Annotated in this window: 18 protein-coding genes and 7 tRNA genes; 3 read left to right on the forward strand and 22 right to left on the reverse strand. The window is 41.7% G+C overall.

The genetic code is table 11. The annotated features are described in order from the left end of the window. Positions 1 to 84: 84 nt before the first annotated feature. The 12 genes from VCASEI_RS09645 to pncC all read right to left on the reverse strand — a co-directional run bounded on the left by VCASEI_RS09645 (position 85) and on the right by pncC (position 6,950). Positions 85 to 161: transfer RNA gene (locus VCASEI_RS09645), tRNA-Arg, on the reverse strand. Positions 162 to 241: 80 nt separating this feature from the next. After that, positions 242 to 318: transfer RNA gene (locus VCASEI_RS09650), tRNA-Arg, on the reverse strand. A gap of 64 nt (positions 319 to 382) precedes the next feature. After that, a tRNA-Arg gene (locus VCASEI_RS09655) sits at positions 383 to 459 on the reverse strand. 63 nt (positions 460 to 522) lie between these two features. Continuing rightward, positions 523 to 599: transfer RNA gene (locus VCASEI_RS09660), tRNA-Arg, on the reverse strand. A gap of 82 nt (positions 600 to 681) precedes the next feature. Further along, a tRNA-Ser gene (locus tag VCASEI_RS09665) sits at positions 682 to 774 on the reverse strand. 18 nt (positions 775 to 792) lie between these two features. Continuing rightward, a tRNA-Arg gene (locus VCASEI_RS09670) sits at positions 793 to 869 on the reverse strand. Positions 870 to 951: 82 nt separating this feature from the next. Beyond that, positions 952 to 1,044, reverse strand: a tRNA-Ser gene (locus tag VCASEI_RS09675). Positions 1,045 to 1,373: 329 nt separating this feature from the next. Further along, positions 1,374 to 1,571: a carbon storage regulator CsrA gene (csrA, locus tag VCASEI_RS09680; protein ID WP_086959522.1), complete on the reverse strand. Its 198-nt coding sequence runs from the start codon at positions 1,569 to 1,571 to the stop codon at positions 1,374 to 1,376. A 438-nt stretch (positions 1,572 to 2,009) separates the two neighbouring features. After that, a complete protein-coding gene (gene alaS, locus VCASEI_RS09685; RefSeq protein WP_086959520.1) occupies positions 2,010 to 4,604 on the reverse strand; it encodes an alanine--tRNA ligase in 2,595 nt (864 codons plus the stop codon). 104 nt (positions 4,605 to 4,708) lie between these two features. Continuing rightward, complete coding sequence (gene recX, locus VCASEI_RS09690; protein ID WP_086959538.1) at positions 4,709 to 5,173, reverse strand: recombination regulator RecX; 465 nt, start codon at positions 5,171 to 5,173, stop codon at positions 4,709 to 4,711. A gap of 131 nt (positions 5,174 to 5,304) precedes the next feature. Next, on the reverse strand, positions 5,305 to 6,345 hold the full coding sequence (gene recA / locus VCASEI_RS09695; RefSeq protein ID WP_086959518.1) for a recombinase RecA: 1,041 nt from the start codon (positions 6,343 to 6,345) through the stop codon (positions 5,305 to 5,307). A 113-nt stretch (positions 6,346 to 6,458) separates the two neighbouring features. Continuing rightward, positions 6,459 to 6,950 (reverse strand): nicotinamide-nucleotide amidase, encoded by a 492-nt coding sequence (gene pncC, locus VCASEI_RS09700; protein ID WP_086959536.1) that lies wholly within the window; start codon positions 6,948 to 6,950, stop codon positions 6,459 to 6,461. A 239-nt stretch (positions 6,951 to 7,189) separates the two neighbouring features. Between pncC and VCASEI_RS09705 the strand changes: the two genes are divergently transcribed. The 3 genes from VCASEI_RS09705 to mutS all read left to right on the forward strand — a co-directional run bounded on the left by VCASEI_RS09705 (position 7,190) and on the right by mutS (position 12,858). Then, positions 7,190 to 8,122, forward strand: coding sequence for a TAXI family TRAP transporter solute-binding subunit (locus tag VCASEI_RS09705; protein ID WP_086959516.1), 933 nt, complete (start codon positions 7,190 to 7,192; stop codon positions 8,120 to 8,122). A gap of 85 nt (positions 8,123 to 8,207) precedes the next feature. Beyond that, positions 8,208 to 10,097, forward strand: coding sequence for a TRAP transporter permease (locus tag VCASEI_RS09710; protein WP_089111245.1), 1,890 nt, complete (start codon positions 8,208 to 8,210; stop codon positions 10,095 to 10,097). Positions 10,098 to 10,305: 208 nt separating this feature from the next. Beyond that, positions 10,306 to 12,858 (forward strand): DNA mismatch repair protein MutS, encoded by a 2,553-nt coding sequence (gene mutS, locus VCASEI_RS09715; protein ID WP_086959534.1) that lies wholly within the window; start codon positions 10,306 to 10,308, stop codon positions 12,856 to 12,858. 116 nt (positions 12,859 to 12,974) lie between these two features. On the opposite strand, the gene rpoS is transcribed toward mutS, so the two are convergent. The 10 genes from rpoS to VCASEI_RS09765 form a co-directional block, all read right to left on the reverse strand. Continuing rightward, on the reverse strand, positions 12,975 to 13,946 hold the full coding sequence (gene rpoS / locus VCASEI_RS09720) for an RNA polymerase sigma factor RpoS (protein WP_086959512.1): 972 nt from the start codon (positions 13,944 to 13,946) through the stop codon (positions 12,975 to 12,977). 69 nt (positions 13,947 to 14,015) lie between these two features. Beyond that, positions 14,016 to 14,840 carry a peptidoglycan DD-metalloendopeptidase family protein gene (locus VCASEI_RS09725; protein ID WP_086959510.1) on the reverse strand — a complete coding sequence of 275 codons (825 nt, stop codon included), beginning with the start codon at positions 14,838 to 14,840 and terminating at the stop codon, positions 14,016 to 14,018. A 17-nt stretch (positions 14,841 to 14,857) separates the two neighbouring features. Continuing rightward, positions 14,858 to 15,484 carry a protein-L-isoaspartate(D-aspartate) O-methyltransferase gene (locus VCASEI_RS09730; RefSeq protein ID WP_086959508.1) on the reverse strand — a complete coding sequence of 209 codons (627 nt, stop codon included), beginning with the start codon at positions 15,482 to 15,484 and terminating at the stop codon, positions 14,858 to 14,860. A gap of 37 nt (positions 15,485 to 15,521) precedes the next feature. After that, positions 15,522 to 16,262 (reverse strand): 5'/3'-nucleotidase SurE, encoded by a 741-nt coding sequence (surE, locus tag VCASEI_RS09735; RefSeq protein ID WP_086959506.1) that lies wholly within the window; start codon positions 16,260 to 16,262, stop codon positions 15,522 to 15,524. A 90-nt stretch (positions 16,263 to 16,352) separates the two neighbouring features. Beyond that, on the reverse strand, positions 16,353 to 17,408 hold the full coding sequence (gene truD, locus VCASEI_RS09740; protein ID WP_086959504.1) for a tRNA pseudouridine(13) synthase TruD: 1,056 nt from the start codon (positions 17,406 to 17,408) through the stop codon (positions 16,353 to 16,355). A gap of 29 nt (positions 17,409 to 17,437) precedes the next feature. After that, on the reverse strand, positions 17,438 to 17,914 hold the full coding sequence (ispF, locus tag VCASEI_RS09745) for a 2-C-methyl-D-erythritol 2,4-cyclodiphosphate synthase (protein ID WP_086959501.1): 477 nt from the start codon (positions 17,912 to 17,914) through the stop codon (positions 17,438 to 17,440). A gap of 25 nt (positions 17,915 to 17,939) precedes the next feature. Next, positions 17,940 to 18,683, reverse strand: coding sequence for a 2-C-methyl-D-erythritol 4-phosphate cytidylyltransferase (gene ispD, locus VCASEI_RS09750; protein ID WP_086959499.1), 744 nt, complete (start codon positions 18,681 to 18,683; stop codon positions 17,940 to 17,942). Beyond that, positions 18,683 to 18,994, reverse strand: a complete 312-nt coding sequence (gene ftsB / locus VCASEI_RS09755) for a cell division protein FtsB (RefSeq protein ID WP_086959497.1) — start codon at positions 18,992 to 18,994, stop codon at positions 18,683 to 18,685. Before ftsB ends, ispD begins: the two co-directional genes overlap by 1 nt. A gap of 178 nt (positions 18,995 to 19,172) precedes the next feature. Continuing rightward, a complete protein-coding gene (gene eno, locus VCASEI_RS09760) occupies positions 19,173 to 20,474 on the reverse strand; it encodes a phosphopyruvate hydratase (RefSeq protein ID WP_086959495.1) in 1,302 nt (433 codons plus the stop codon). A 139-nt stretch (positions 20,475 to 20,613) separates the two neighbouring features. Then, positions 20,614 to 22,254 carry a CTP synthase gene (locus VCASEI_RS09765; protein ID WP_086959493.1) on the reverse strand — a complete coding sequence of 547 codons (1,641 nt, stop codon included), beginning with the start codon at positions 22,252 to 22,254 and terminating at the stop codon, positions 20,614 to 20,616. Positions 22,255 to 22,418 lie beyond the last annotated feature (164 nt).

Below are 22,418 nucleotides of genomic sequence, written 5' to 3' on the forward strand. Positions count from 1 at the left end.
ATGAATCATCTTGCAACGCAATAATCCATGTCTAATGGTGAAATAGCAAAAAAGCCCTACACAAATGTGCAGGGCTTCAAAACATGGTGCGCGCGGGAGGATTCGAACCTCCGACCGCCTGGTTCGTAGCCAGGTACTCTATCCAGCTGAGCTACGCGCGCACTAATTCTTTTTTAGTTGTCTGTTCGTCATGATTAAAAGAACACTTTCGTATTGTATAACTTAACCAACATTTTAAATATGGTGCGCGCGGGAGGATTCGAACCTCCGACCGCCTGGTTCGTAGCCAGGTACTCTATCCAGCTGAGCTACGCGCGCACTGATAATCTTTTCAAACGTATTGCTTGTTTTAAAATTTATAGTTAGTAACTAAACTTACAAATGGTGCGCGCGGGAGGATTCGAACCTCCGACCGCCTGGTTCGTAGCCAGGTACTCTATCCAGCTGAGCTACGCGCGCATCGTATTTTGTAATGTTAACCTAACTTCTCTAATTGATGCTACCCAATTAGTTTTGAAATAATGGTGCGCGCGGGAGGATTCGAACCTCCGACCGCCTGGTTCGTAGCCAGGTACTCTATCCAGCTGAGCTACGCGCGCATCGTTGCTTTAACTTCATGTTTGTTAACTACATAAAATAAAAACATTTATTTCAATATCAAACTGGTCGAAACCAATTTAATGGCGGTGAAGGAGGGATTCGAACCCTCGATACGGCTACAAACCGTATACTCCCTTAGCAGGGGAGCGCCTTCGGCCTCTCGGCCACCTCACCACATTTAAATCATCAGAATGGTGCGCGCGGGAGGATTCGAACCTCCGACCGCCTGGTTCGTAGCCAGGTACTCTATCCAGCTGAGCTACGCGCGCATCGTTTCTGATTTCCCTATTTCTAGGGCTTTCTTAACGTATAGCTTTGGTGCAAATAAAGCGTTTAAGAAAAAAGCAAGAATGGCGGTGAGGGAGGGATTCGAACCCTCGATACGGCTACAAACCGTATACTCCCTTAGCAGGGGAGCGCCTTCGGCCTCTCGGCCACCTCACCGTCTTGCGGAGGCACATATTACTTTTTACCCAAAATATGTCAAACATTTTCTTGGGAAAAATCAGCAAAAACCGTTCAACAGAACAGTATTCAATCAACTTAGCTGAAATATGACCTATTTCACCTATTTATATTGATATATGCCTACGTATTCATAATTCGTATATTGAATTTAAAAACGTCAAATCAATAATTTGAACCACATATACTTAAGTAACTTATGACTAAAATATTAACGTACTAGTAAAATAGTGACTTATAACCCAAATGCCAACTTACTATAAAGCAAAGGCCAGCAAACGCTGACCTAGTTTCAAACTATATCAGAATTAGAAGTTACCTGTTGGGGCACTACCATTTCCTTTTTCAGCTTGAATACGCATGTATATTTCTTCACGATGAACCGATACTTCTTTCGGTGCATTTACACCAATTCGCACTTGGTTGCCTTTAACACCAAGAACAGTGACAGTAACTTCATCACCAATCATTAAAGTTTCACCAACTCGGCGAGTCAAAATTAGCATTCTATGCTCCTTGAGTAATCTCTATTTTTATTTCAATAACGTGTATTATCTATTAAAAGTCTTATTTTGGGTAAATAAACTTATCAATAAAAATGCATATTTTCGATCATTGGGTATTTATTGCTTATCCATCAATTTGAGTCAACTCTTAACCGATAGATTAATCGCATGAAATACAAAAAATCCATTTATAAAACCAATGAATAGTACCCATAGCCAATAAGCACTGTCTACTCGCTTTTTATCCATCATTTTCAGCTATCTAGTATATGCTGACTTCACTCGTTAATCTACCGTGGTAACGTTTCAGTTTATGTCACTAAGTCACAGAGTTTACTTTCAATACAAAAAAGCCTCCAACTTGGCTAACTTAACCATTGGAGGCTTTTTAATATGTAATTTGTGGGTTGAGGCTTATTTTACAAGCCAAAAACCAATTTACAGCTTTTCTGTTATCCAAGCTTCAGCAGAAATTAATGCCGCTGGAAGTGCAGAAAAATCCGTACCACCTGCTTGCGCCATATCAGGTCGACCTCCCCCTTTACCACCGACTTGTTGGGCGACAAAGTTAACCAATTCACCAGCTTTCACTTTATTGGTTAAATCTTTGGTTACTCCCGCAATTAGAGCAACTTTATCATCGGCCACATTACCTAATAAAATCACACCACTGCCAATCTGATTTTTAAGCTCATCAACCATACCACGGAGTGCTTTACTGTCTGCTCCATCCAATTGACTCACAAGAACCTTAGTTCCTGAAATATCTTTAACTTGGTTGATTAAGCTTGCACCAGCTTGAGAGGCTAACTTATCTTTCAACTGCTGTATTTCTTTTTCAAGCTGCTTAGCTTTTGCAAGCGTATCTGCCATTTTTTGTTCGTATTGAGCCTGTTGCGCTTCAAGAACATCCAATGCGGCCTCGCCTGTTACAGCTTCAATTCGGCGAATTCCCGCAGCAATACCACCCTCGGATGTAATTTTAAATAAACCAATATCCCCTGTATGAGAAGCGTGAATACCACCACATAGTTCAGTAGAGAAATCCCCCATCGATAAAACACGCACTTCATCATCGTATTTTTCACCGAATAATGCCATTGCGCCTTTCTGTTTTGCCGACTCAATGTCCATCACATTCGTTTCAACTTGGTGATTACGACGAACCTGTTGATTCACTAAACGCTCCACTTCTCGCAGCTCTTTTTCTGTAACTGCTTCTAAATGAGAAAAGTCAAAACGTAAATTTTCAGCACGTACAAGAGAGCCTTTCTGAGTAACATGCTCACCTAAAACTTTACGTAACGCTGCATGAAGCAAGTGCGTAGCCGAGTGATTAAGGGTAATAGCAGTGCGGCGTTCAACATCCACTTGCGCAGACACTTTGTCACCTTTTGCCATCACACCTTCAACAAGCTTACCGTGGTGAGCAATAGCATTACCTAATTTTTGAGTATCTTTTACTTCAAATAATCCTGATTCAGTTTTTAATACACCGGCATCACCACACTGACCGCCTGATTCAGCATAAAATGGTGTTTCTTCTAGGATGAGGATTGCCTCAGTGCCAGCGCTAATACTATCGACAGCATCAGCTTCAACAAAGATATCAACAATCGTACTTTCTGCTGTTACACCTGCGTAGCCACAGAACTCAGTATCAGCATCTGTCTTGATTGCTTTGTTGTAATCGGTACCAAATTGCCCCGCTTCACGAGCACGTTGACGCTGAGCTTCCATCGCTTTTTCAAAGCCATCTTCATCGATGGTAACACCACGTTCACGAGCGACATCATTGGTTAAATCTGCTGGAAAACCATAAGTATCGTAGAGTTTAAATACTGTTTCACCATCAAGCACTTTCTCACCTTGCTGTGAGTCCATTGCATCGATCGCTTCATTTAAGATTGCCATGCCACGATCAAGAGTTCGGGCAAAGTTTTCTTCTTCAATACGCAATACTTTTTCAACCACAGGCTGCTGTTTTTTGAGCTCTTCGCCAGCAGTTCCCATTACTTCGGCCAATTGACCGACTAGTTTGTAGAAGAAGGTACCTTGAGCACCAAGTTTATTACCATGACGAACCGCTCGACGAATAATACGACGCAAGACATATCCACGACCTTCATTGGAAGGCATCACCCCATCAACAATCAAAAATGAACATGAACGAATGTGGTCTGCCACAACACGTAATGATTGATTATTAAGGTCTTCGGTCCCGATCACTTCTGCCGCGGCTTTAATTAATGTTTGGAAAACATCAATTTCATAGTTGGAGTGTACGCCTTGCATGATTGCAGAAATACGTTCAATCCCCATGCCAGTATCAACAGAAGGCTTAGGAAGTGGTTCCATTGTGCCGTCAGCCTGACGGTTAAATTGCATGAATACGTTGTTCCAGATCTCGATAAAACGATCACCGTCTTCTTCAGGTGTACCTGGGCGTCCTCCCCAAATATGTTCACCATGATCATAAAAAATTTCCGTGCAAGGACCACAAGGCCCAGTATCACCCATTTGCCAGAAGTTATCTGACTCGTAAGCTTTACCACCTTTCTTATCACCAATACGTACGATACGATCAGCTGGAATGCCAATTTCTTTGTTCCAAATCTCAAACGCTTCATCATCGGTTTCGTAAACAGTAACCAATAATTTTTCTTTCGGAAGTTGCAGTACTTCAGTTAAGAATTCCCACGCATAAGCAATCGCATCATGTTTGAAGTAGTCACCAAAACTAAAGTTACCAAGCATTTCAAAGAAAGTATGATGGCGGGCAGTAAAACCAACGTTTTCTAAATCGTTATGTTTACCACCGGCACGAACACAACGCTGAGACGTTGTGGCTCTCGTATAATTGCGTTTTTCCGCGCCCAAGAAACAATCTTTAAACTGATTCATACCAGCGTTGGTAAACAACAGAGTTGGATCATTAGCAGGAACTAATGACGAACTTTCTACAATTTGGTGTCCTTTGCTTTCAAAGAACGAAAGGAACGCGCGGCGTACCTCGTCAGTGCTCATAAACATGCAATGCTTCCAGAAATATTTAAGATATAATTTTGTGCTATTGTAAAGGATGACGGGTATTTAGTAAAACAAGTTACCACCTTGGTTATTGACGCTAACTTGAATCAATCCGTTTGCTCAGCACTCGATAAAGCATAACGAATCTGCTCGAAGCTAAAACCTCGGTACTGTAAAAATCGAACCTGCTTAGCGTACGATTTTTGATCGAATGCTTTTTGGCCTTTAAACTTTTTTTCAGCGGTCTCTTTAGCCAGTTCGTACCAATCTTGAGGTTCTTCATCAAAGGCTTGTTCAATGACATTATCGGCGACTTGTTTCATGGTTAATTCTTGTTGAATTCTTCGCTTACCATGCCCTTTATAAACATGCTGCCGTATTTGACTTTTGGCGTATCGCAAATCATCCATCCAACCATTGCCAATGCAGTACTCTAGTGCTTGTTTTATGTCTTCTTCTTCAAATTCTTTTAATTTAAGTTTTTGTTGTAATTCAAATTCACCATGATCGCGTCGGCTCAATAGCTGCACGGCGACCTCTCTAGCCGACAATGTCATTTTTTTACGGAACATATCCATTCACCACGTAAACTTTTAAATGGGCTGAGATACCTAACTTCAAGTAAGAAAGGTATAAAAAAGCCCCGCGCTAGGCAGGGCTAATTAGTCAATTTTATATTGATCAACTCTATTTTTCTAGATGATTAAAGCTCTTCACCAGCTTCAGCTTCGACCACTTTTTCTTCTTCAATAACCACTGGAGATAGAAGCATTTCACGTAATTTAGTGTCAATCTCTAGAGCAATAGCTGGGTGTTCACGCAGATAATTACAAGAATTTGCTTTACCTTGACCAATTTTATCACCTTGGTAGCTGTACCAAGCGCCTGCTTTTTCAACAAGCTTATTTTTAACACCTAAGTCAATCAGCTCACCTTCACGGTTAAAGCCTTTACCATAAAGAATTTGAGTTTCAGCTTGTTTAAATGGCGCAGCTATCTTGTTCTTAACCACTTTAATACGTGTTTCGTTACCGACGACTTCATCACCATCTTTAATGGCACCAGTACGGCGAATGTCTAAACGAACAGAGGCGTAGAATTTAAGTGCATTACCACCTGTCGTGGTTTCTGGCGAACCAAACATAACACCAATTTTCATACGAATTTGGTTAATGAAGATTGCCATACAGTTAGACTGTTTTAGATTACCCGTTAATTTACGCATGGCTTGAGAAAGCATACGAGCTTGAAGCCCCATGTGACTGTCACCCATTTCACCTTCAATTTCAGCTTTCGGTGTCAATGCCGCCACTGAGTCAATAACCAAAACATCAATAGCCCCTGAACGTGCCAGTGCATCACAAATTTCAAGCGCTTGCTCACCGGTATCCGGCTGAGAAACAAGAAGATCATTAATGTTTACGCCAAGTTTCTGAGCGTAGATAGGGTCTAGCGCATGCTCTGCATCAATAAAAGCACAGGTTTTACCAACACGTTGTGCAGCTGCGATCAATTCTAATGTTAGTGTTGTTTTGCCTGAACTTTCAGGTCCGTACACTTCAACGATACGTCCCATAGGCAAACCACCCGCACCCAATGCGATATCCAAAGCAAGAGAGCCTGTAGAAATAGTTTCTACATCCATAGTGCGGTTATCACCCAATTTCATGATTGAGCCTTTACCAAATTGTTTTTCGATTTGGCCAAGTGCCGCCGCTAGAGCCTTTTGTTTGTTCTCGTCCATTATCATTCCACCTATCGGATGCGTTAAACTATTTCTGATTAAGATGTCTTTATTATACTGTTTGTTTGTACAGTGTCCATACCTGTGTGTGATTTTTTATTTGTATCGATATTTTATTCAGCAATATCCAATTGCTCTTCGAGCCTAGAAAGTACATGCCAACACGCCTGTAAGCGAACTTCAGCTCGGTCACCACTAAAACGCACGGTTTCAACCTCTCGTAAACCTTGCTTGCTTGCCCAACCAAAACAGACTGTTCCAATAGGTTTTTCTTCAGAACCACCACTTGGGCCTGCAATCCCACTCACTGAAATAGCATAAGTTCCTCTTGAATGAAGCAATGCCCCTTGCACCATTTCATTAACCACTTCTTCACTCACCGCGCCATATTCTTGCAATGACGATTCTTTCACATCAAGCATTTCTATTTTAGCTTCATTGCTGTAGGTCACAAAACTACGATCAAACCACATTGAGCTCCCTGCAGCATCAGTAATAGCAGAAGCCACTCCCCCTCCTGTACAAGATTCAGCGGTCACTAAAATATGAGATTGTTGTTTAAGCTTTATTCCAACTCTTTTGCTCAAAATATGCAATTCTGACAAGTTCATAAATATTCCTTACTGTATTCCCGCATGAATTGAACTGTTTTAAACACTCCTTTTTGTGACACTACTTAACTTTTACAATGAATGCATTGTTCAAAATCACACCCATGAAAATTAACAAATCCTATAAAGAGTGATTGCTTCTATACTGGTCAGTGAACTTAACATGCTTTGATTTTATAGCAATAGCGCTTTTATAGTCATCAGCTTTCTATACCAATAAGGACGTTATCATAATGAAAAAATTTGCTAAACAAACCTTGGTCGCACTGTCTCTGGCGATTTCTATCCCGGCCTTCGCCGCTAGTTATACCATCGGCACAGGAAGCCAAAGTGGAACATATTACCCATTGGGGGGGATTCTAGCCAAAATCTGGAGTGAGAATATTGATGATTTTGATATGCGTGCTGAAGTGACCGCTGCATCGGTTGAGAACACCATCAAAGTCGCCACGAATAAACAGTTAGTAGGCATCGCACAAGGGAATGTTGTACTACAAGCCAATGAAGGTACGAAACCTTTTCCTCGCAAAATGGATGTCGCCGTTCTTTTCGCACTTTACCCTAATGCGGTTCAGTTTATGGTGCCCGCCGATTCAGACATTCATTCTGTCGCAGACTTAAAAGGCAAACGCATCTCTTTAGGAGCGCCGGGATCGGGTACTCGCGTCAGCGCAGTCAACATCCTCAATACATTAGGCGTTAAGGAAAGTGATATTGAATCTCAATCACTTAACTACACCGCAACCACGAACGCATTAGCAAATGGGCAAATTGATGCCGGTGTGATCGTCGGCAGCCTAGGCGTTGGTGCAATCACAGAGCTTGCGTTAACACGTAAAATTCGCATTCTTTCTTTTAGTGCCGATGATATGGCTAAAATCATTAAAGCAAATCCCTCTTACCAATCTTTAAAAGCACCAGCGGAAACCTATAAAAATGTACCCGCTTTTACCACTCCTGCCGTTTGGAACGTTTTAGTTGTGAATAAAAACATGAATGAACATATGGCTTATGAAATGACGAAAGTAGCGTTTGATCATATGGCAAAAATTCGTCAAGTGGTTGGAGTAACTAAGTTCACCACGCTTGAAAATATGAATAAATTGTCAGGTATGGGGCTTCATCCTGGTTCACAAAAGTACCTAGATGAACAAATGAAAAAATAACGTTTCTTGTACCTTTAAAGTCATGAATAATTCTGTTCATGGCTTATTTCTTGCCTGTTTTTGGTTTTTTTCATATGGAGTTGAAATGACAAAACCCAAGCCTTTTAGTCAATTAATGACTGATTCTATTGTTTTCGTTGCTACTATTTTTGCCGTTGGGTTATCTGTGTTTCAAGTATGGCAAGGATTGCAACCGACTTTATCTGCTCCTGTATTTCGCCCTATTCATTTGGCATGGATTCTTTCTATTGCGTTTTTACTTTACCCCTTGATAAAGCCGGTAGGAAGATCAGCCAGTCTTTATCTATTATGCCGCTTACTTGATATTGTTCTCATTGTTGCGACTTGTTGGGCCACTTATCAAATTACAATTTTTGACTATGACGATATCAGTTTTTTGCTTGATGGATTACAACCTATCGATCAAATGGCTGGCGTTGTATTGATCGTTGCTCTTTTAGAGGCGACTCGCCGAACCGTAGGTTTTGTGATGGTGTTCATTGCGGGCTTATTCTTGGCCTACGCCTTCTTTGGTGATGTACTACCAGCAGGCGTTGCCAGTAAAGGTTTTTCTTTAGAAGAAGTGATACGTTTTCATATTTTTTCAACCAATGGCGTATTTGGAGCGCCATTGGCTATCGCCGCTGGCGTTGTGTTTATGTTTGTTTTATTTGGCGCATTTTTGCAAGTTACTGGCGCTGGACAGTTCTTCATTGACGCAGCCTTTGCGGTGGCAGGTAAATACCGAGGTGGCCCAGCTAAAGCCAGTGTTTTAGCCTCGGCTGCATTAGGTTCTATCTCTGGTTCCGCCATTGCTAACACAGTAACAACTGGCGCTCTGACTATTCCAATGATGAAGAAATTAGGCTATAAACCCGAGCAAGCAGCAGGCATCGAAGCGGCCGCCTCAACCGGTGGACAAATTATGCCGCCAGTCATGGGGGCAGGGGCATTTGTCATGGCGCAATTTACCGGCATTCCTTATAGCGACATATTATTAGTTTCAATTGCACCAGCCATCCTCTACTTTGCTAGTACCTTACTTTATGTACATTTAATGGCATGTAAACTTGGGTTACAAGGTATGAGCGTGACCGAAAAAATAGGCGTTGTAATGAAGAATGGTTGGCATTTCTTAGTGCCATTGGTGTTTATTACGACCCTGCTTTTAATGAGTTATTCCCCTGTTTTAGTCGGCATTGCTGGTTGTGTAGCCATATTGGTGGCCGCGATGATGCGTAAACATAGCCGAATTACTTTTCCTGTGTTCTTACAAGGCATGAAAGAAGGTGCAACTTCAGCGGTACCTATTTCTGTGGCTTGTGCGACAGCAGGTATCGTCGTTGGTGTAGTCGGTCAAACCGGAATTGGACTTCAATTCACACAATTCTTAATTGCCTTATCCGGTGGTTACTTATGGTCTGCACTCGGATTAATCGCCATTGCAGCGGTCATTTTAGGCATGGGTCTCCCCGTCACTGCCGCCTATATTGTTCTTTCCGTCATGGCCGTTCCTGCGCTCAATGATTTCGGGTTAGGTTTATTAACCGCACATATGATTGTGTTCTGGCTATCCCAAACCTCAAATGTCACCCCCCCTATTGCTTTGGCCGCATTTGCTGGAGCTGGTATTGCTGGTGCATCCCCAATGAAATCGGCAATTCAAGCCTTTAAGCTTGCTCAAGGTTTCTTCATTATCCCTGCAATGATGGCCTTTTCTGGCTTAATTTGGCTTGATGGAGAAATATCGCATTTCTTTATAGGGATCATTACCACGCTTGGTTTGATCTTTGCGTTTGCGGGCGGAATTGAAGGTCGATTAATAAAAAAACTCAATTCTATCGAGAGAGCGTTATTATTGATTCTCGCACTTGGCATTCTATTTAGTGATGATATTTATCGTCTAGTCTGCTTAGCATTAGTCGTCATTATTATGACTTTAAATGCTCGTAGACCTGAGGCCACAACCGCTTAACGTTTTATTAGTGATGCTTATAAAATAGTGTTTACTATTGGCTTACTGTGCTGACTGAATGCAATTACATTTAATCGGCACAATAAGCCATTTTTATCCTCTTCCCCCTCTCTTTCCATTGCTTTCTACCGACATGAAAAATATCATGTCTCATTAATTAGAAATAACTTGGGTGATAAGCGTGGCCAAAACAGAAACTCATACTCCAATGATGCAGCAATATTTACGTTTAAAAGCGGAAAATCCAGATATTTTGCTGTTTTACCGTATGGGCGATTTTTATGAATTGTTTTATACCGATGCCAAGCGCGCTTCTCAGCTATTAGATATTTCTCTAACCAAACGTGGAGCTTCCGCTGGTGAACCAATTCCGATGGCAGGTGTTCCTTATCATGCTGTCGAAGGTTATTTAGCTAAGCTCGTACAATTAGGTGAGTCGGTTGCCATTTGTGAACAAGTCGGAGATCCCGCGACCAGCAAAGGCCCCGTTGAACGTAAAGTCGTTAGAATCGTAACACCCGGTACCGTAACCGATGAAGCTTTGCTGCCTGAACGGGTTGATAACCTAGTGGCGGCAATTTACCAGAATGGTGAGAAATTTGGTTATGCCACTTTGGATATGACTTCAGGGCGGTTTCAGTTGTGCGAACCAGAAACCGAAGAAGCAATGCAAGCCGAACTGCAACGCACCTCCCCTAAAGAATTACTGTACCCTGAAGATTTAATCAACCTACGACTATTAGAAAAAATCAAAGGCCAGCGTCGTCGCCCGATTTGGGAATTTGAACTCGATACCGCCAAACAGCAACTCAATATGCAATTTGGTACCAAAGATTTAATTGGCTTTGGTGTTGAGAACGCTGATCTAGGTTTGTGTGCCGCAGGGTGTTTGATTCAATATGTGAAAGATACGCAACGTACCGCCTTACCGCACATCCGCTCACTAACATTCGACCGCCAAGATGATTCTGTCATTTTAGATGCCGCGACTCGCCGTAATCTAGAGATTACGCAAAATTTAGCGGGCGGTACCGACAGCACATTAGCCGAAGTTCTCGATAAAACGGCCACACCGATGGGGAGCCGAATGTTCAAGCGTTGGTTACATCAACCAATGCGTAATAACAAAGCGCTCAACCAACGTTTAGATGCGATCTCTGAAATCAAAGATGAGGCTTACTTTGCAGAACTTCATCCTACCTTAAAAAGTATTGGCGATATTGAACGAATTTTGGCACGGCTTGCCCTACGCTCCGCTCGCCCTCGTGATTTGGCACGCTTACGTAATGCGATGCAACAATTACCAGAATTAGCCGATATTACCCACAGTTTTAAACACGATTATTTACAAAAACTGGCCGATTACACCAAACCAATGGACAGTATTTGTGAACTATTAGAAAAGTCCATCAAAGAAAACCCTCCCGTCGTCATCCGTGACGGTGGTGTATTGGCAGATGGCTATAACTGTGAATTGGATGAGCTGCGTAAACTTGCCAATGGCGCAACTGAATATTTAGAAAAAATGGAAGCCGATGAGCGAGATCGTCATGGAATTGATAGCTTAAAAGTTGGTTATAACAACGTACATGGATTTTTTATTCAAGTCAGCCGAGGGCAGAGTCACTTAGTACCGCCACATTACATTCGCCGCCAAACGCTCAAAAATGCCGAGCGTTACATTATCCCTGAACTTAAAGAACACGAAGATAAAGTACTCAACTCCAAATCCAAGTCACTCGCGTTAGAAAAACGCTTATGGGAAGAATTGTTTGATTTGTTAATGCCTCATTTAGAAAGCATGCAGAATTTGGCTTCTGCTCTCTCTCAATTAGATGTTTTACAAAACCTAGCAGAACGCGCCGATAGTCTCAATTACTGTCGCCCAAGCCTTACGACAAAACCAGAACTATCCATTAAAGCAGGCCGCCACCCAGTGGTGGAACAAGTACTCGATGTTCCCTTTATTGCCAATCCGATCGATTTAAATCAACAACGCCAAATGTTAATCATTACTGGCCCTAATATGGGGGGTAAATCAACCTATATGCGTCAAACGGCGTTGATCGCTCTATTGGCACATATTGGCAGTTATGTACCCGCAGAATCAGCCACCATTGGCTCTATAGATCGAATTTTCACTCGAATTGGCGCACAAGATGATTTGGCGTCAGGCCGATCTACTTTTATGGTAGAAATGACCGAAACTGCCAACATTCTGCATAATGCGACCAAAAATAGCCTAGTCTTAATGGATGAAATTGGCCGTGGTACTAGCACTTATGATGGCTTATCACTGGCTTGGGCAAGTGCTCACTGGTTAGCGACGAAAATAAAAGCAATGACATTATTCGCCACTCATTACTTTGAACTAACCGAATTACCGAGCCAAGTAGTCAATCTTGCTAATGTACATTTAGATGCCATTGAACACGGCGACACTATTGCCTTTATGCATGCAGTACAAGAAGGTGCCGCAAGTAAATCCTACGGTTTAGCGGTAGCAAGTTTAGCGGGAGTACCTAAATCCGTTATTCAGCAAGCAAAAATAAAATTACAACAACTGGAAGCGCTCGGATATCAAAAAGCAACCCACTCGAAAACAACTGCCTCTTCAATCGCCGTTATTGCAGAGCAACAGCTTAGTTTAATACCTGAAAGCAGCGAAGTTGAGCAGGCATTAATGAAAATAAATCCTGATGATATGAGTCCACGGGAAGCGCTTGAGATACTTTATCGCTTAAAGACCCTTTTACCTTAGGCCGTAAAATATATTCGCTTAAGATTTAAAGCTGTCATAACCTGAAAGAATACTATGAATCAAAAAAGGGAAGCACTACGCTTCCCTTTTAAGTTTAAGATGTTTGCTCTATTAAATTATTCGTAATCAGCGTTAAACAAAGATTCCATATTCAAACCTTGCTTCGTTAAGATCTCTCTTAAACGACGCAGCCCTTCAACTTGAATTTGACGAACACGCTCACGAGTTAAATTAATTTCACGACCAACTTCTTCTAAAGTGGATGGCTCATAGCCTAAAAGACCGAAGCGTCGAGCAAGAACTTCTTTTTGTTTCGGATTTAATTCATCAAGCCAATCAATCAAAGACGACTTAATGTCATCATCTTGAGTTGAAAACTCAGGATCCGAATTGTTAATGTCGGGAATAATATCTAATAAAGCCTTTTCACCATCGCCCCCAATAGGTGTGTCGACTGAACTCACTCGTTCATTAAGACGCAGCATTTTGCTGACATCTTCCACTGGCTTATCTAGCTGAAAGGCGATTTCTTCTGCTGTGGGTTCATGATCCAGCTTTTGAGCTAACTCACGAGCCGTTCGAAGATAAATGTTTAGCTCTTTCACCACATGAATAGGCAACCTAATGGTGCGGGTTTGATTCATTAAGGCGCGTTCAATGGTTTGTCTGATCCACCACGTTGCGTAAGTTGAAAAGCGGAACCCACGTTCTGGGTCAAACTTTTCAACCGCACGAATCAAGCCTAAGTTACCTTCTTCAATAAGGTCAAGTAGTGCTAAACCACGGCTGTTATAACGGCGAGAGATCTTAACAACAAGGCGTAAGTTACTTTCAATCATTCGCTTACGGGCGGCGATATCACCACGCAATGCACGGCGAGCATAAAGGACTTCTTCTTCAGCGGTAAGGAGTGGTGAAAAGCCAATTTCACTTAAGTAAAGCTGAGTCGCATCAAGGCTTTTCGCCGATACTTCGTACTCTTCTTTTACTTCATCTTTTTGTGAAACCGAAGCGGCTTCAACCGTTTCAACATCAAATTCATTATCATCAATGTTGGTCGTTTTGATTACTGCATTGCTGATACTCATAAGCGCCTCCCCTTGGCGAATTAAGTTAGCAAGACATAACAGCTTAATATGTCATTATTGTAAGTCTTTTTATTCCAAATAGCGTTCAGGATTCACTGACTTACCTTTGTATCTAATTTCAAAATGTAAACGGACACTGTTTGTACCAGTACTGCCCATTGATGCAATTTTCTGGCCAGTTTTTACCGATTGCCCTTCACGAATTAATAAACGATCATTGTGAGCATAAGCACTCAAATATTCATCATTGTGTTTAATAATGATTAAATTTCCATACCCTCTTAACGCATTCCCAGCATATACCACGACACCTGATGCGGTAGATACTACGTCTTGCCCTCTTTGCCCTGCAATATCGATACCTTTATTGCCTTGCTCACCAATTGAAAACTTACTGATTACTCTACCTTTTGTTGGCCAAACCCAGCGTTCTACCTTGTCGTTTTTAGATGTAGTTTGGGTGACACTATTGTTAACATTTTGTTTACTTTCAACCTCAACATACTCCTTTGCTTTGGATTGCACAACTGGGGATGTTGATTCTTTCCTTGATACTTTAGTCGTAGAATTTGAGGTGTTTTTCTTAGATATTGAGGCCGTTTGGCTATTACCAGCGCCAGTTCCATCAAATGAAGGTGGGGTATAAACTGGACGCCAAAGGTTCAGTTTTTGTCCTGGATGAATAGTATAAGGTGCCTTTAGATGGTTATAACGAATAATATCATTCACATCTTTATCGGCCAAAACGGAGATGACATAAACGCTATCGCCTTTTTCAACAACATAATAACTGCCTTTATAGCTCCCCCTATCGTCTTTTGATGGTTGATAAGAACAACCAGCCAAGAAGAAAAAGAAGACCAAAGATGTCAAAAAACGTTTAATCAATACCAAGGTTTATATCCTACTCATTAGGCTAGCTCACCAGAAATAAGAGGCACAAACCTCACCACCTCTACCAAAGTAGAAAGACATTCACCATTTCGTTTTTCAATTTTTATCAATTCTTGATGTTCATCACCAATTGGTATAATCAAAATCCCCCCTTCTGCTAGCTGTTCTATGAGTTTATCAGGCACATGCGATGCTGCAGCGGTCACAATAATCGCATCAAATGGACCTTTCGAGATCCACCCTTGCCAACCATCACCATGTTTTGTTGAGACATTATAAATATCAAGATGTTTCAATCGTCGCTTCGCATCCCACTGCAAAGACTTAATTCTTTCAATGGAATAAACATGATCAACTAATTTAGAAAGTACAGCGGTTTGATAACCAGACCCAGTTCCAACTTCAAGCACTCGACTATAAGGCTTTAAATTCAATAATTCGGTCATTTTGGCAACGATATAAGGTTGAGAGATCGTTTGGCCTGCACCAATAGGCAAAGCATTATTATCATAAGCTTGATGACGCATCGCTTCAGACAAGAAGTATTCTCGAGGCAGCGCTCTCATTACCTCTAAGAGATGATGGTCTGAAATCCCTAAGCTTTCTAGGAACGTCACTAATTGATCTGCTTTGATATTGTTCATATTGCCTGTTCGTTATTTCTTAGTATGAATGGATTGATTATGGATTTACCCAAGCTCGCATGTGTTGCATTGCTTCATGTGCTGTTAGGTCTACTCTTAGTGGCGTGATTGACACTTCACCTTTTTCAATGGCATAAAAATCCGTACCTTCTCCCGCATCCGCTTCTTTACCTGGAGGACCTAACCAATAAACTTCTTGGCCTCGAGGATCAAGTTGCTTGATCATATTTTCAGCATGATGCCGAGCACCAAGTCGTGTTACTTGCGTTCCTGCAAGTTGTTCAAGTGGTAAGTCTGGTATATTAATATTGATCAGATATTGGGATGGAATTGGATTCTTTACATGCTGTAAAACCATATCTTTTGCAACGTGCGCAGCAGTATCAAAATGTGTTTTACCAACCAAAGAGATAGCAATGGATTGAACCCCTAAAAAATGTCCTTCCATCGCAGCGGCGACCGTACCTGAATACAGAACATCATCACCAAGATTTGCACCATGATTGATACCAGACACCACTAAATCAGGCATATCGTCCTTCATTAATTCATTCAAAGCAAAGTGCACACAATCGGTAGGTGTGCCTTGAACCGAATATACATTAGGGCGAACTTGATTAACTCGCAATGGTGTTTCTAATGTTAAAGAATTAGATGCACCAGAACGGTTACGATCAGGAGCCACAATCACAACCTCAGCAATCTCGGATAGAACCTGCGCTAATGTATTCATTCCCAGAGCATTAACACCATCATCGTTACTCAATAAAATTTTCATCAACTTCCCTATATTTCAAAGTAATACCACCAACGCACAATCAATTCATTCTATTTAAGCTCGATGGGAATAACACCTAACATACGTATTTTAGTTGCTATAAACGCGCTCAATTTCGATTTCTTTCACCACTTCTCGTAAAACAGAGGTCGCAAAACTGCCCGACGGCAAAGAGAATGAAACCACCACATCACTGCCTTCAACTTGCCAGGCCATATTCTCTGCGTATAAAGCGACTGAACGACGATCATGACGCATACGATTACCACAAATAAGCTTCATGAGATCCGGCTCTGAATCCAAAATAGGCTTCTCTAACTCTTGAGCTTTTCCCATTGTCGGTAAGGCATTATCTCCGGCTAACGCGGCAGTTAATTGAACGGCTTTTTTATCAAGCTGTTGCTGCAAGACATCAAAATTACTGCTATCAACCACCTGTGGTTCACTATTGATGTTGTGTACAATATCGCCTTCAATTAATTGATTAAAACAATTCTCTTCAATGCGATGAGATAAAATATGATTAAAAATCCATGAGCGAGCCGTGGACAGATATAAGCTGCGTTGGTTTTGATTACGAGTTCGAACATTGTTGCGACCCCAACGGCGAGCTTCAGATAAGTTATTTCCTTCACGACCGAAACGTTGAGCACCAAAGTAGTTGGGAACCCCTAAAGATTGAATTTTTTCTAAACGGGCTTCAACATCGTCGACGTTAGTGACATCCACTAAGCGAATAACAAAAGCGTTCCCTACTAAATCACCAGGGCGTAATTTTTTATTATGACGCGTGGTTTCAAGGATTTTCACCGCTGGATGCTGCGCTTCAAATTCAACAATATCAAATTCATCCCCCACCTTTGGAAGGTGAACACTCAACCATTGCTCTGTCACCGCATGGCGATCTTTAAGCCCAGCCCAACTAATATGTTTAGATAACACACCACATGCTTTCGCTAATTCATTGGCAACATAAGCGGTATTTTCGCCTTCTTTACGAATCTTAACCATGAAGTGCTCACCTTCACCAGAAAAGTCAAAACCAAGATTCTCAATAACTTGAAAGTCTTTAGCATGTGCTTTCACTTTGGCTTGCGCGGTTGGTTTTCCTAATAAATAGGCGAATGGCGCTAAAATATCTGTCATGAATTTAATCTTATAGTTAATAGAAGAGATTATTGGCGAACGATTAACGCAACCGCCTCACAAGCGATGCCTTCTTTTCGTCCCGTAAAGCCCAATTTTTCAGTGGTTGTGGCTTTCACATTAATATTATTAATATCAGTTTCAAGATCCGATGCAATTGCTTCTCTCATGCTTTGAATAAAAGGTAACATTTTGGGGGCTTGAGCAATGATGGTGACATCAGCATTACCGATGATATACCCTTTATCTTTAACGAAGCGATAGACTTCACGTAACAGCGCACGGCTATCTGCACCTTTCCATTTATCATCCGTATCAGGAAAATGCTTACCTATATCCCCCGCCGCAATAGAACCGAGTAATGCATCGGTTAAGGCATGGAGCGCCACATCACCATCAGAATGAGCAATTAAACCTTGCTCATAAGGAATAGCAACACCGCCTATAATAACGGGGCCTTCACCACCAAATTTATGCACATCAAAACCATGACCAATTCGAATCATCATTTTTCCTTAATATTAAACTAGATTAACGAGGATCGGCGATGCGATCCGTTAGAAAAAAGGCAGCTAATGCGAGATCTTCCGGTTGGGTTACCTTTATATTATCAGCTCGACCTTGCACCAATAAAGGCGATTGTCCAATAAGCTCCATTGCGGAAGCTTCATCTGTAATATTGCTACCTTGCTTTAACCCTTGAGATAACGCGATTTTCAACGCTTCAAGTGGAAACATTTGCGGTGTTAATGCATGCCAAAGCTGGCTACGATCGATAGTTTGTTTAATAGAGATTTGGCCCATTTTGCTCATACAAGATTGTTTCATGGTATCTCGTACTGGCGTGGCTAAAATTCCACCTTGATTGGCCTGTACACAGTGCTCGATGAGTTTACTAATATCAGAATGGGTTAAGCATGGCCTTGCAGCATCGTGGACCAATACCCAAGGATAGTCTTTAATGTGGTTTTTTATTAAATAATTCAAACCAGAAAGCACAGAATCTGCTCTTTCTTTGCCACCAGAAACACGAACAACACGAGAGTGGGAAGCAATAGGTAAATCAGAAAAGTATTCATCCCCTTCACTAATCGCAACAACGACCAAATTCACCATTGGATGAGTTAACAAGCATTCTAGCGTATGTTCTAAAATTGCTTTGTCAAAAAGAGGAAGATATTGCTTAGGATGGTCAGCTTGCATGCGCTTACCTACACCAGCCGCAGGCACGACAACAGCAAAACACTGAGAATCAAATGGATTTAATTCCCTCATTACTCATCATCCGAGTTAAAAGTAGAATTAACTTCGTTATCATCACCAATGATTCGGTAAAAAGTTTCACCATTTTTAATCATACCAAGCTCATGACGAGCACGTTCTTCAATTGCATCAAGCCCTTGACGAAGATCGTCGATCTCAGCAAACATCAAATCGTTACGCTTTTTCAAACTGTTATTCACTTGTTGCTGTACGGCAATATCTGAATGCACAGCGTTATAGTCGATGATACCATTCTTTCCAAAGAACAAGTCATACTGCAACGTACAAAGTAACCCTATCAAAACCAAAGTAAATATTCGCATCATCTACTCACTAGAAAAATCTTACGGTAATGATACCTCATTCACGGAATTGAATCATAACAAACCAAGTTAAAAGTTAGAAAGAAAACCCTTTAGTGGCCAATACTTCTCTTCAAAATAAAAAATCCCCGCCGAGGCGAGGATTTAAAAGTTGTAGCTAAACTTATTCTATTAAGAATTAAGCTTGGCCTTTCACTTCTTTAAGACCGTTGAAAGGAGCACGTGAACCTAGTGCTTCTTCGATACGGATTAGCTGGTTGTACTTAGCAACACGATCAGAACGGCTCATAGAACCTGTTTTGATTTGGCCTGCAGCCGTACCAACAGCAAGGTCTGCGATAGTTGCATCTTCAGTTTCGCCAGAACGGTGAGAGATTACAGCTGTGTAACCTGCATCTTTAGCCATCTTGATTGCAGCTAGAGTCTCTGTTAGAGAACCGATTTGGTTGAATTTGATTAGGATAGAGTTAGCAACACCCATTTCGATACCTTTTGCAAGGATCTTAGTGTTAGTAACGAATAGATCATCACCAACTAATTGAAGCTTGTCGCCCATTAGTTCAGTTTGGTGTTTGAAACCATCCCAATCAGACTCGTCTAGACCATCTTCAATCGAAACGATTGGGTATTGGTTAGCAAGGTCTTGTAGGTAGAAGTTAAATTCTTCAGAAGTGAAGATTTTGCCTTCGCCTTTCATGTTATAGTTGCCAGCTTCTTTGTCGTAAAATTCAGATGCTGCACAGTCCATTGCTAGAGTGACGTCTTTACCTAACTCATAACCTGCAAGCTCAACCGCTTCTTTGATTGCTGCAAGAGCTGCTGCGTTTGATTCTAGGTTAGGAGCAAAACCGCCTTCATCACCAACTGCAGTACTTAGGCCTTTAGACTTAAGTACTTTCGCTAGGTTGTGGAATACTTCTGCGCCAATGCGTAGAGCTTCTTTGATTGTTTTCGCGCCAACAGGTTGAATCATAAATTCTTGGATATCAACGTTGTTATCAGCGTGCTCACCACCGTTGATGATATTCATCATTGGTAGAGGCATAGAGAATACGCCAGGAGTGCCATTTAGTTCAGCGATGTGCTCGAACAAAGGCATGCCTTTTGCTGCTGCAGCCGCTTTTGCGTTAGCAAGAGAAACAGCAAGAATGGCGTTAGCACCAAATTTAGATTTGTTTTCTGTGCCGTCTAAATCGATCATTACTTGGTCGATTGCAGCTTGGTCTTTAGCGTCTTTACCCACTAGAGCAGTAGCGATTTCGCCGTTTACTGCTTCGATAGCTTTAAGAACACCTTTACCTAGGAAACGTGATTTGTCGCCGTCACGTAATTCAAGAGCTTCACGAGAACCCGTTGATGCGCCCGATGGTGCAGCCGCCATACCAACAAAGCCACCTTCAAGGTGTACTTCAGCTTCTACTGTTGGGTTACCACGTGAGTCGATGATTTCGCGACCTAGAACTTTAACGATCTTAGACATTAATGTTTCCTCTCGTTCAATTTAAAATAAATGTCAATCTAATGGGGTAGTCGCACAACTTAAAGCCACTACCCATATCCCTTTTACATCTTACTTTACAAGCTCATCAGCCCGTCGAAACGAGCTATTTCAAACTGTATTACTTTTCAAATTCACCACGTTGATGTTCACCTGCTGCTTTTACAAAGCCTGCAAATAATGGGTGACCATCACGAGGTGTTGATGTGAATTCTGGGTGAAATTGAGCCGCCACAAACCATGGGTGGTTCGGGTTTTCAATCACTTCTACTAATTTCTTATCAGCAGAAAGGCCAGATACTTTCAAACCTGCTTTTTCAATTTGAGGACGCAAGTTATTGTTCACTTCGTAACGATGACGATGGCGTTCGTGAATTTGAGTGTTGCCGTATAGTTCATGAGCTTTCGTGCCTTTCTCAAGGTGACATAGCTGTGAACCAAGGCGCATTGTTCCACCCAAATCAGATTTCTCTGTACGCTCTTCTACATTGCCTTCTTGGTCTACCCACTCAGTGATAAGACCCACTACAGGGAATTTAGTATCTTTGCTAAACTCCGTTGAGTGTGCACCTTCCATACCCGCAACATTACGCGCATATTCAATTAGTGCTACTTGCATACCAAGGCAAATACCTAAATATGGCACTTTATTTTCACGCGCATATTGCGCAGCAAGAATCTTACCTTCAATACCACGATCACCAAAACCACCAGGAACAAGGATAGCATCTAGGCCATCTAATAATTCCGTTCCTTTAGATTCCACATCTTGTGAATCTACATATTTAATGGTTACGCTTAAACGGTTTTTCAACCCTGCGTGTTTTAGTGCTTCATTCACTGATTTATAAGCATCAGGTAATTCAGTGTATTTACCAACCATACCAATGGTGACTTCACCAGTAGGGTTGGCTTCTTCATAAATCACTTGTTCCCATTCAGTCAGGTCAGCTTCAGGCGCGGTAATACCAAAACGAGTACACACTAAATCATCCAAACCTTGCGCACGAATCAACTGTGGAATTTTATAAATAGAATCCACATCTTTCATCGAAATAACTGCTTTTTCCTGAACATTACAGAACAAAGCAATTTTCTTACGTTCATTGGCTGGAATAATACGATCACTACGGCAAACCAAAATGTCTGGTTGAATACCGATTGAAAGTAATTCTTTTACTGAATGCTGTGTTGGTTTGGTTTTCACTTCACCCGCAGCCGCCAAGTATGGCACTAGCGTTAAGTGCATGAACATAGCGTGCTCACGACCCACTTCAGCCGCTAACTGGCGAATGGCTTCCATAAAAGGAAGTGATTCGATATCACCCACAGTACCGCCAACTTCAACGATAGCGACTTCGTAGCCTTCAGAACCTGCAATTACGCGGTCTTTGATCGAATTCGTGATATGTGGAATAACTTGAATTGTAGCGCCTAAGTAATCACCACGACGTTCTTTACGCAGAACATCTTCGTAAACACGACCGGCTGTAAAGTTATTACGCTTGCTCATCTTGGTACGAATGAAACGTTCGTAGTGACCAAGATCGAGATCGGTTTCTGCACCATCTTCCGTGACGAATACTTCACCGTGTTGGATCGGGCTCATTGTGCCGGGATCCACGTTGATGTATGGGTCTAGTTTCATCATGGTCACTTTAAGACCACGAGCTTCTAAAATCGCTGCAAGTGATGCTGCTGCAATACCTTTACCTAGAGAGGATACGACCCCACCAGTAACAAAAATGTAATTTGTCGTCATGCTTAACCTGAAATTGGTTGAATGAGGGAAATGGATTACTTCTGGACGGGATGAAAATATACCAGAACCCCTTTTCCGCTACAACGTGAAATCTATCACACTCGATTAATTTATTTCTTGCTTCAAATCAATTTAGCTCTCCGAGCCTTTACCCCACGCTAATA

It is taken from the genome of Vibrio casei (assembly GCF_002218025.2).
Taxonomy (GTDB): domain Bacteria; phylum Pseudomonadota; class Gammaproteobacteria; order Enterobacterales; family Vibrionaceae; genus Vibrio; species Vibrio casei.

Excerpts from the sequence above, each read along its gene's own strand:
- csrA (WP_086959522.1), bottom strand. The coding sequence starts at position 1,571 with ATGCTAATTTTGACTCGCCGAGTTGGTGAAACTTTAATGATTGGTGAT.
- alaS (WP_086959520.1), bottom strand. The coding sequence starts at position 4,604 with ATGTTTATGAGCACTGACGAGGTACGCCGCGCGTTCCTTTCGTTCTTT.
- recX (WP_086959538.1), bottom strand. The coding sequence starts at position 5,173 with ATGTTCCGTAAAAAAATGACATTGTCGGCTAGAGAGGTCGCCGTGCAG.
- recA (WP_086959518.1), bottom strand. The coding sequence starts at position 6,345 with ATGGACGAGAACAAACAAAAGGCTCTAGCGGCGGCACTTGGCCAAATC.
- VCASEI_RS09705 (WP_086959516.1), top strand. The coding sequence starts at position 7,190 with ATGAAAAAATTTGCTAAACAAACCTTGGTCGCACTGTCTCTGGCGATT.
- VCASEI_RS09710 (WP_089111245.1), top strand. The coding sequence starts at position 8,208 with ATGACAAAACCCAAGCCTTTTAGTCAATTAATGACTGATTCTATTGTT.
- mutS (WP_086959534.1), top strand. The coding sequence starts at position 10,306 with ATGATGCAGCAATATTTACGTTTAAAAGCGGAAAATCCAGATATTTTG.
- rpoS (WP_086959512.1), bottom strand. The coding sequence starts at position 13,946 with ATGAGTATCAGCAATGCAGTAATCAAAACGACCAACATTGATGATAAT.
- VCASEI_RS09730 (WP_086959508.1), bottom strand. The coding sequence starts at position 15,484 with ATGAACAATATCAAAGCAGATCAATTAGTGACGTTCCTAGAAAGCTTA.
- surE (WP_086959506.1), bottom strand. The coding sequence starts at position 16,262 with ATGAAAATTTTATTGAGTAACGATGATGGTGTTAATGCTCTGGGAATG.
- truD (WP_086959504.1), bottom strand. The coding sequence starts at position 17,408 with ATGACAGATATTTTAGCGCCATTCGCCTATTTATTAGGAAAACCAACC.
- ispF (WP_086959501.1), bottom strand. The coding sequence starts at position 17,914 with ATGATTCGAATTGGTCATGGTTTTGATGTGCATAAATTTGGTGGTGAA.
- ispD (WP_086959499.1), bottom strand. The coding sequence starts at position 18,683 with ATGAGGGAATTAAATCCATTTGATTCTCAGTGTTTTGCTGTTGTCGTG.
- ftsB (WP_086959497.1), bottom strand. The coding sequence starts at position 18,994 with ATGCGAATATTTACTTTGGTTTTGATAGGGTTACTTTGTACGTTGCAG.
- eno (WP_086959495.1), bottom strand. The coding sequence starts at position 20,474 with ATGTCTAAGATCGTTAAAGTTCTAGGTCGCGAAATCATCGACTCACGT.
- VCASEI_RS09765 (WP_086959493.1), bottom strand. The coding sequence starts at position 22,254 with ATGACGACAAATTACATTTTTGTTACTGGTGGGGTCGTATCCTCTCTA.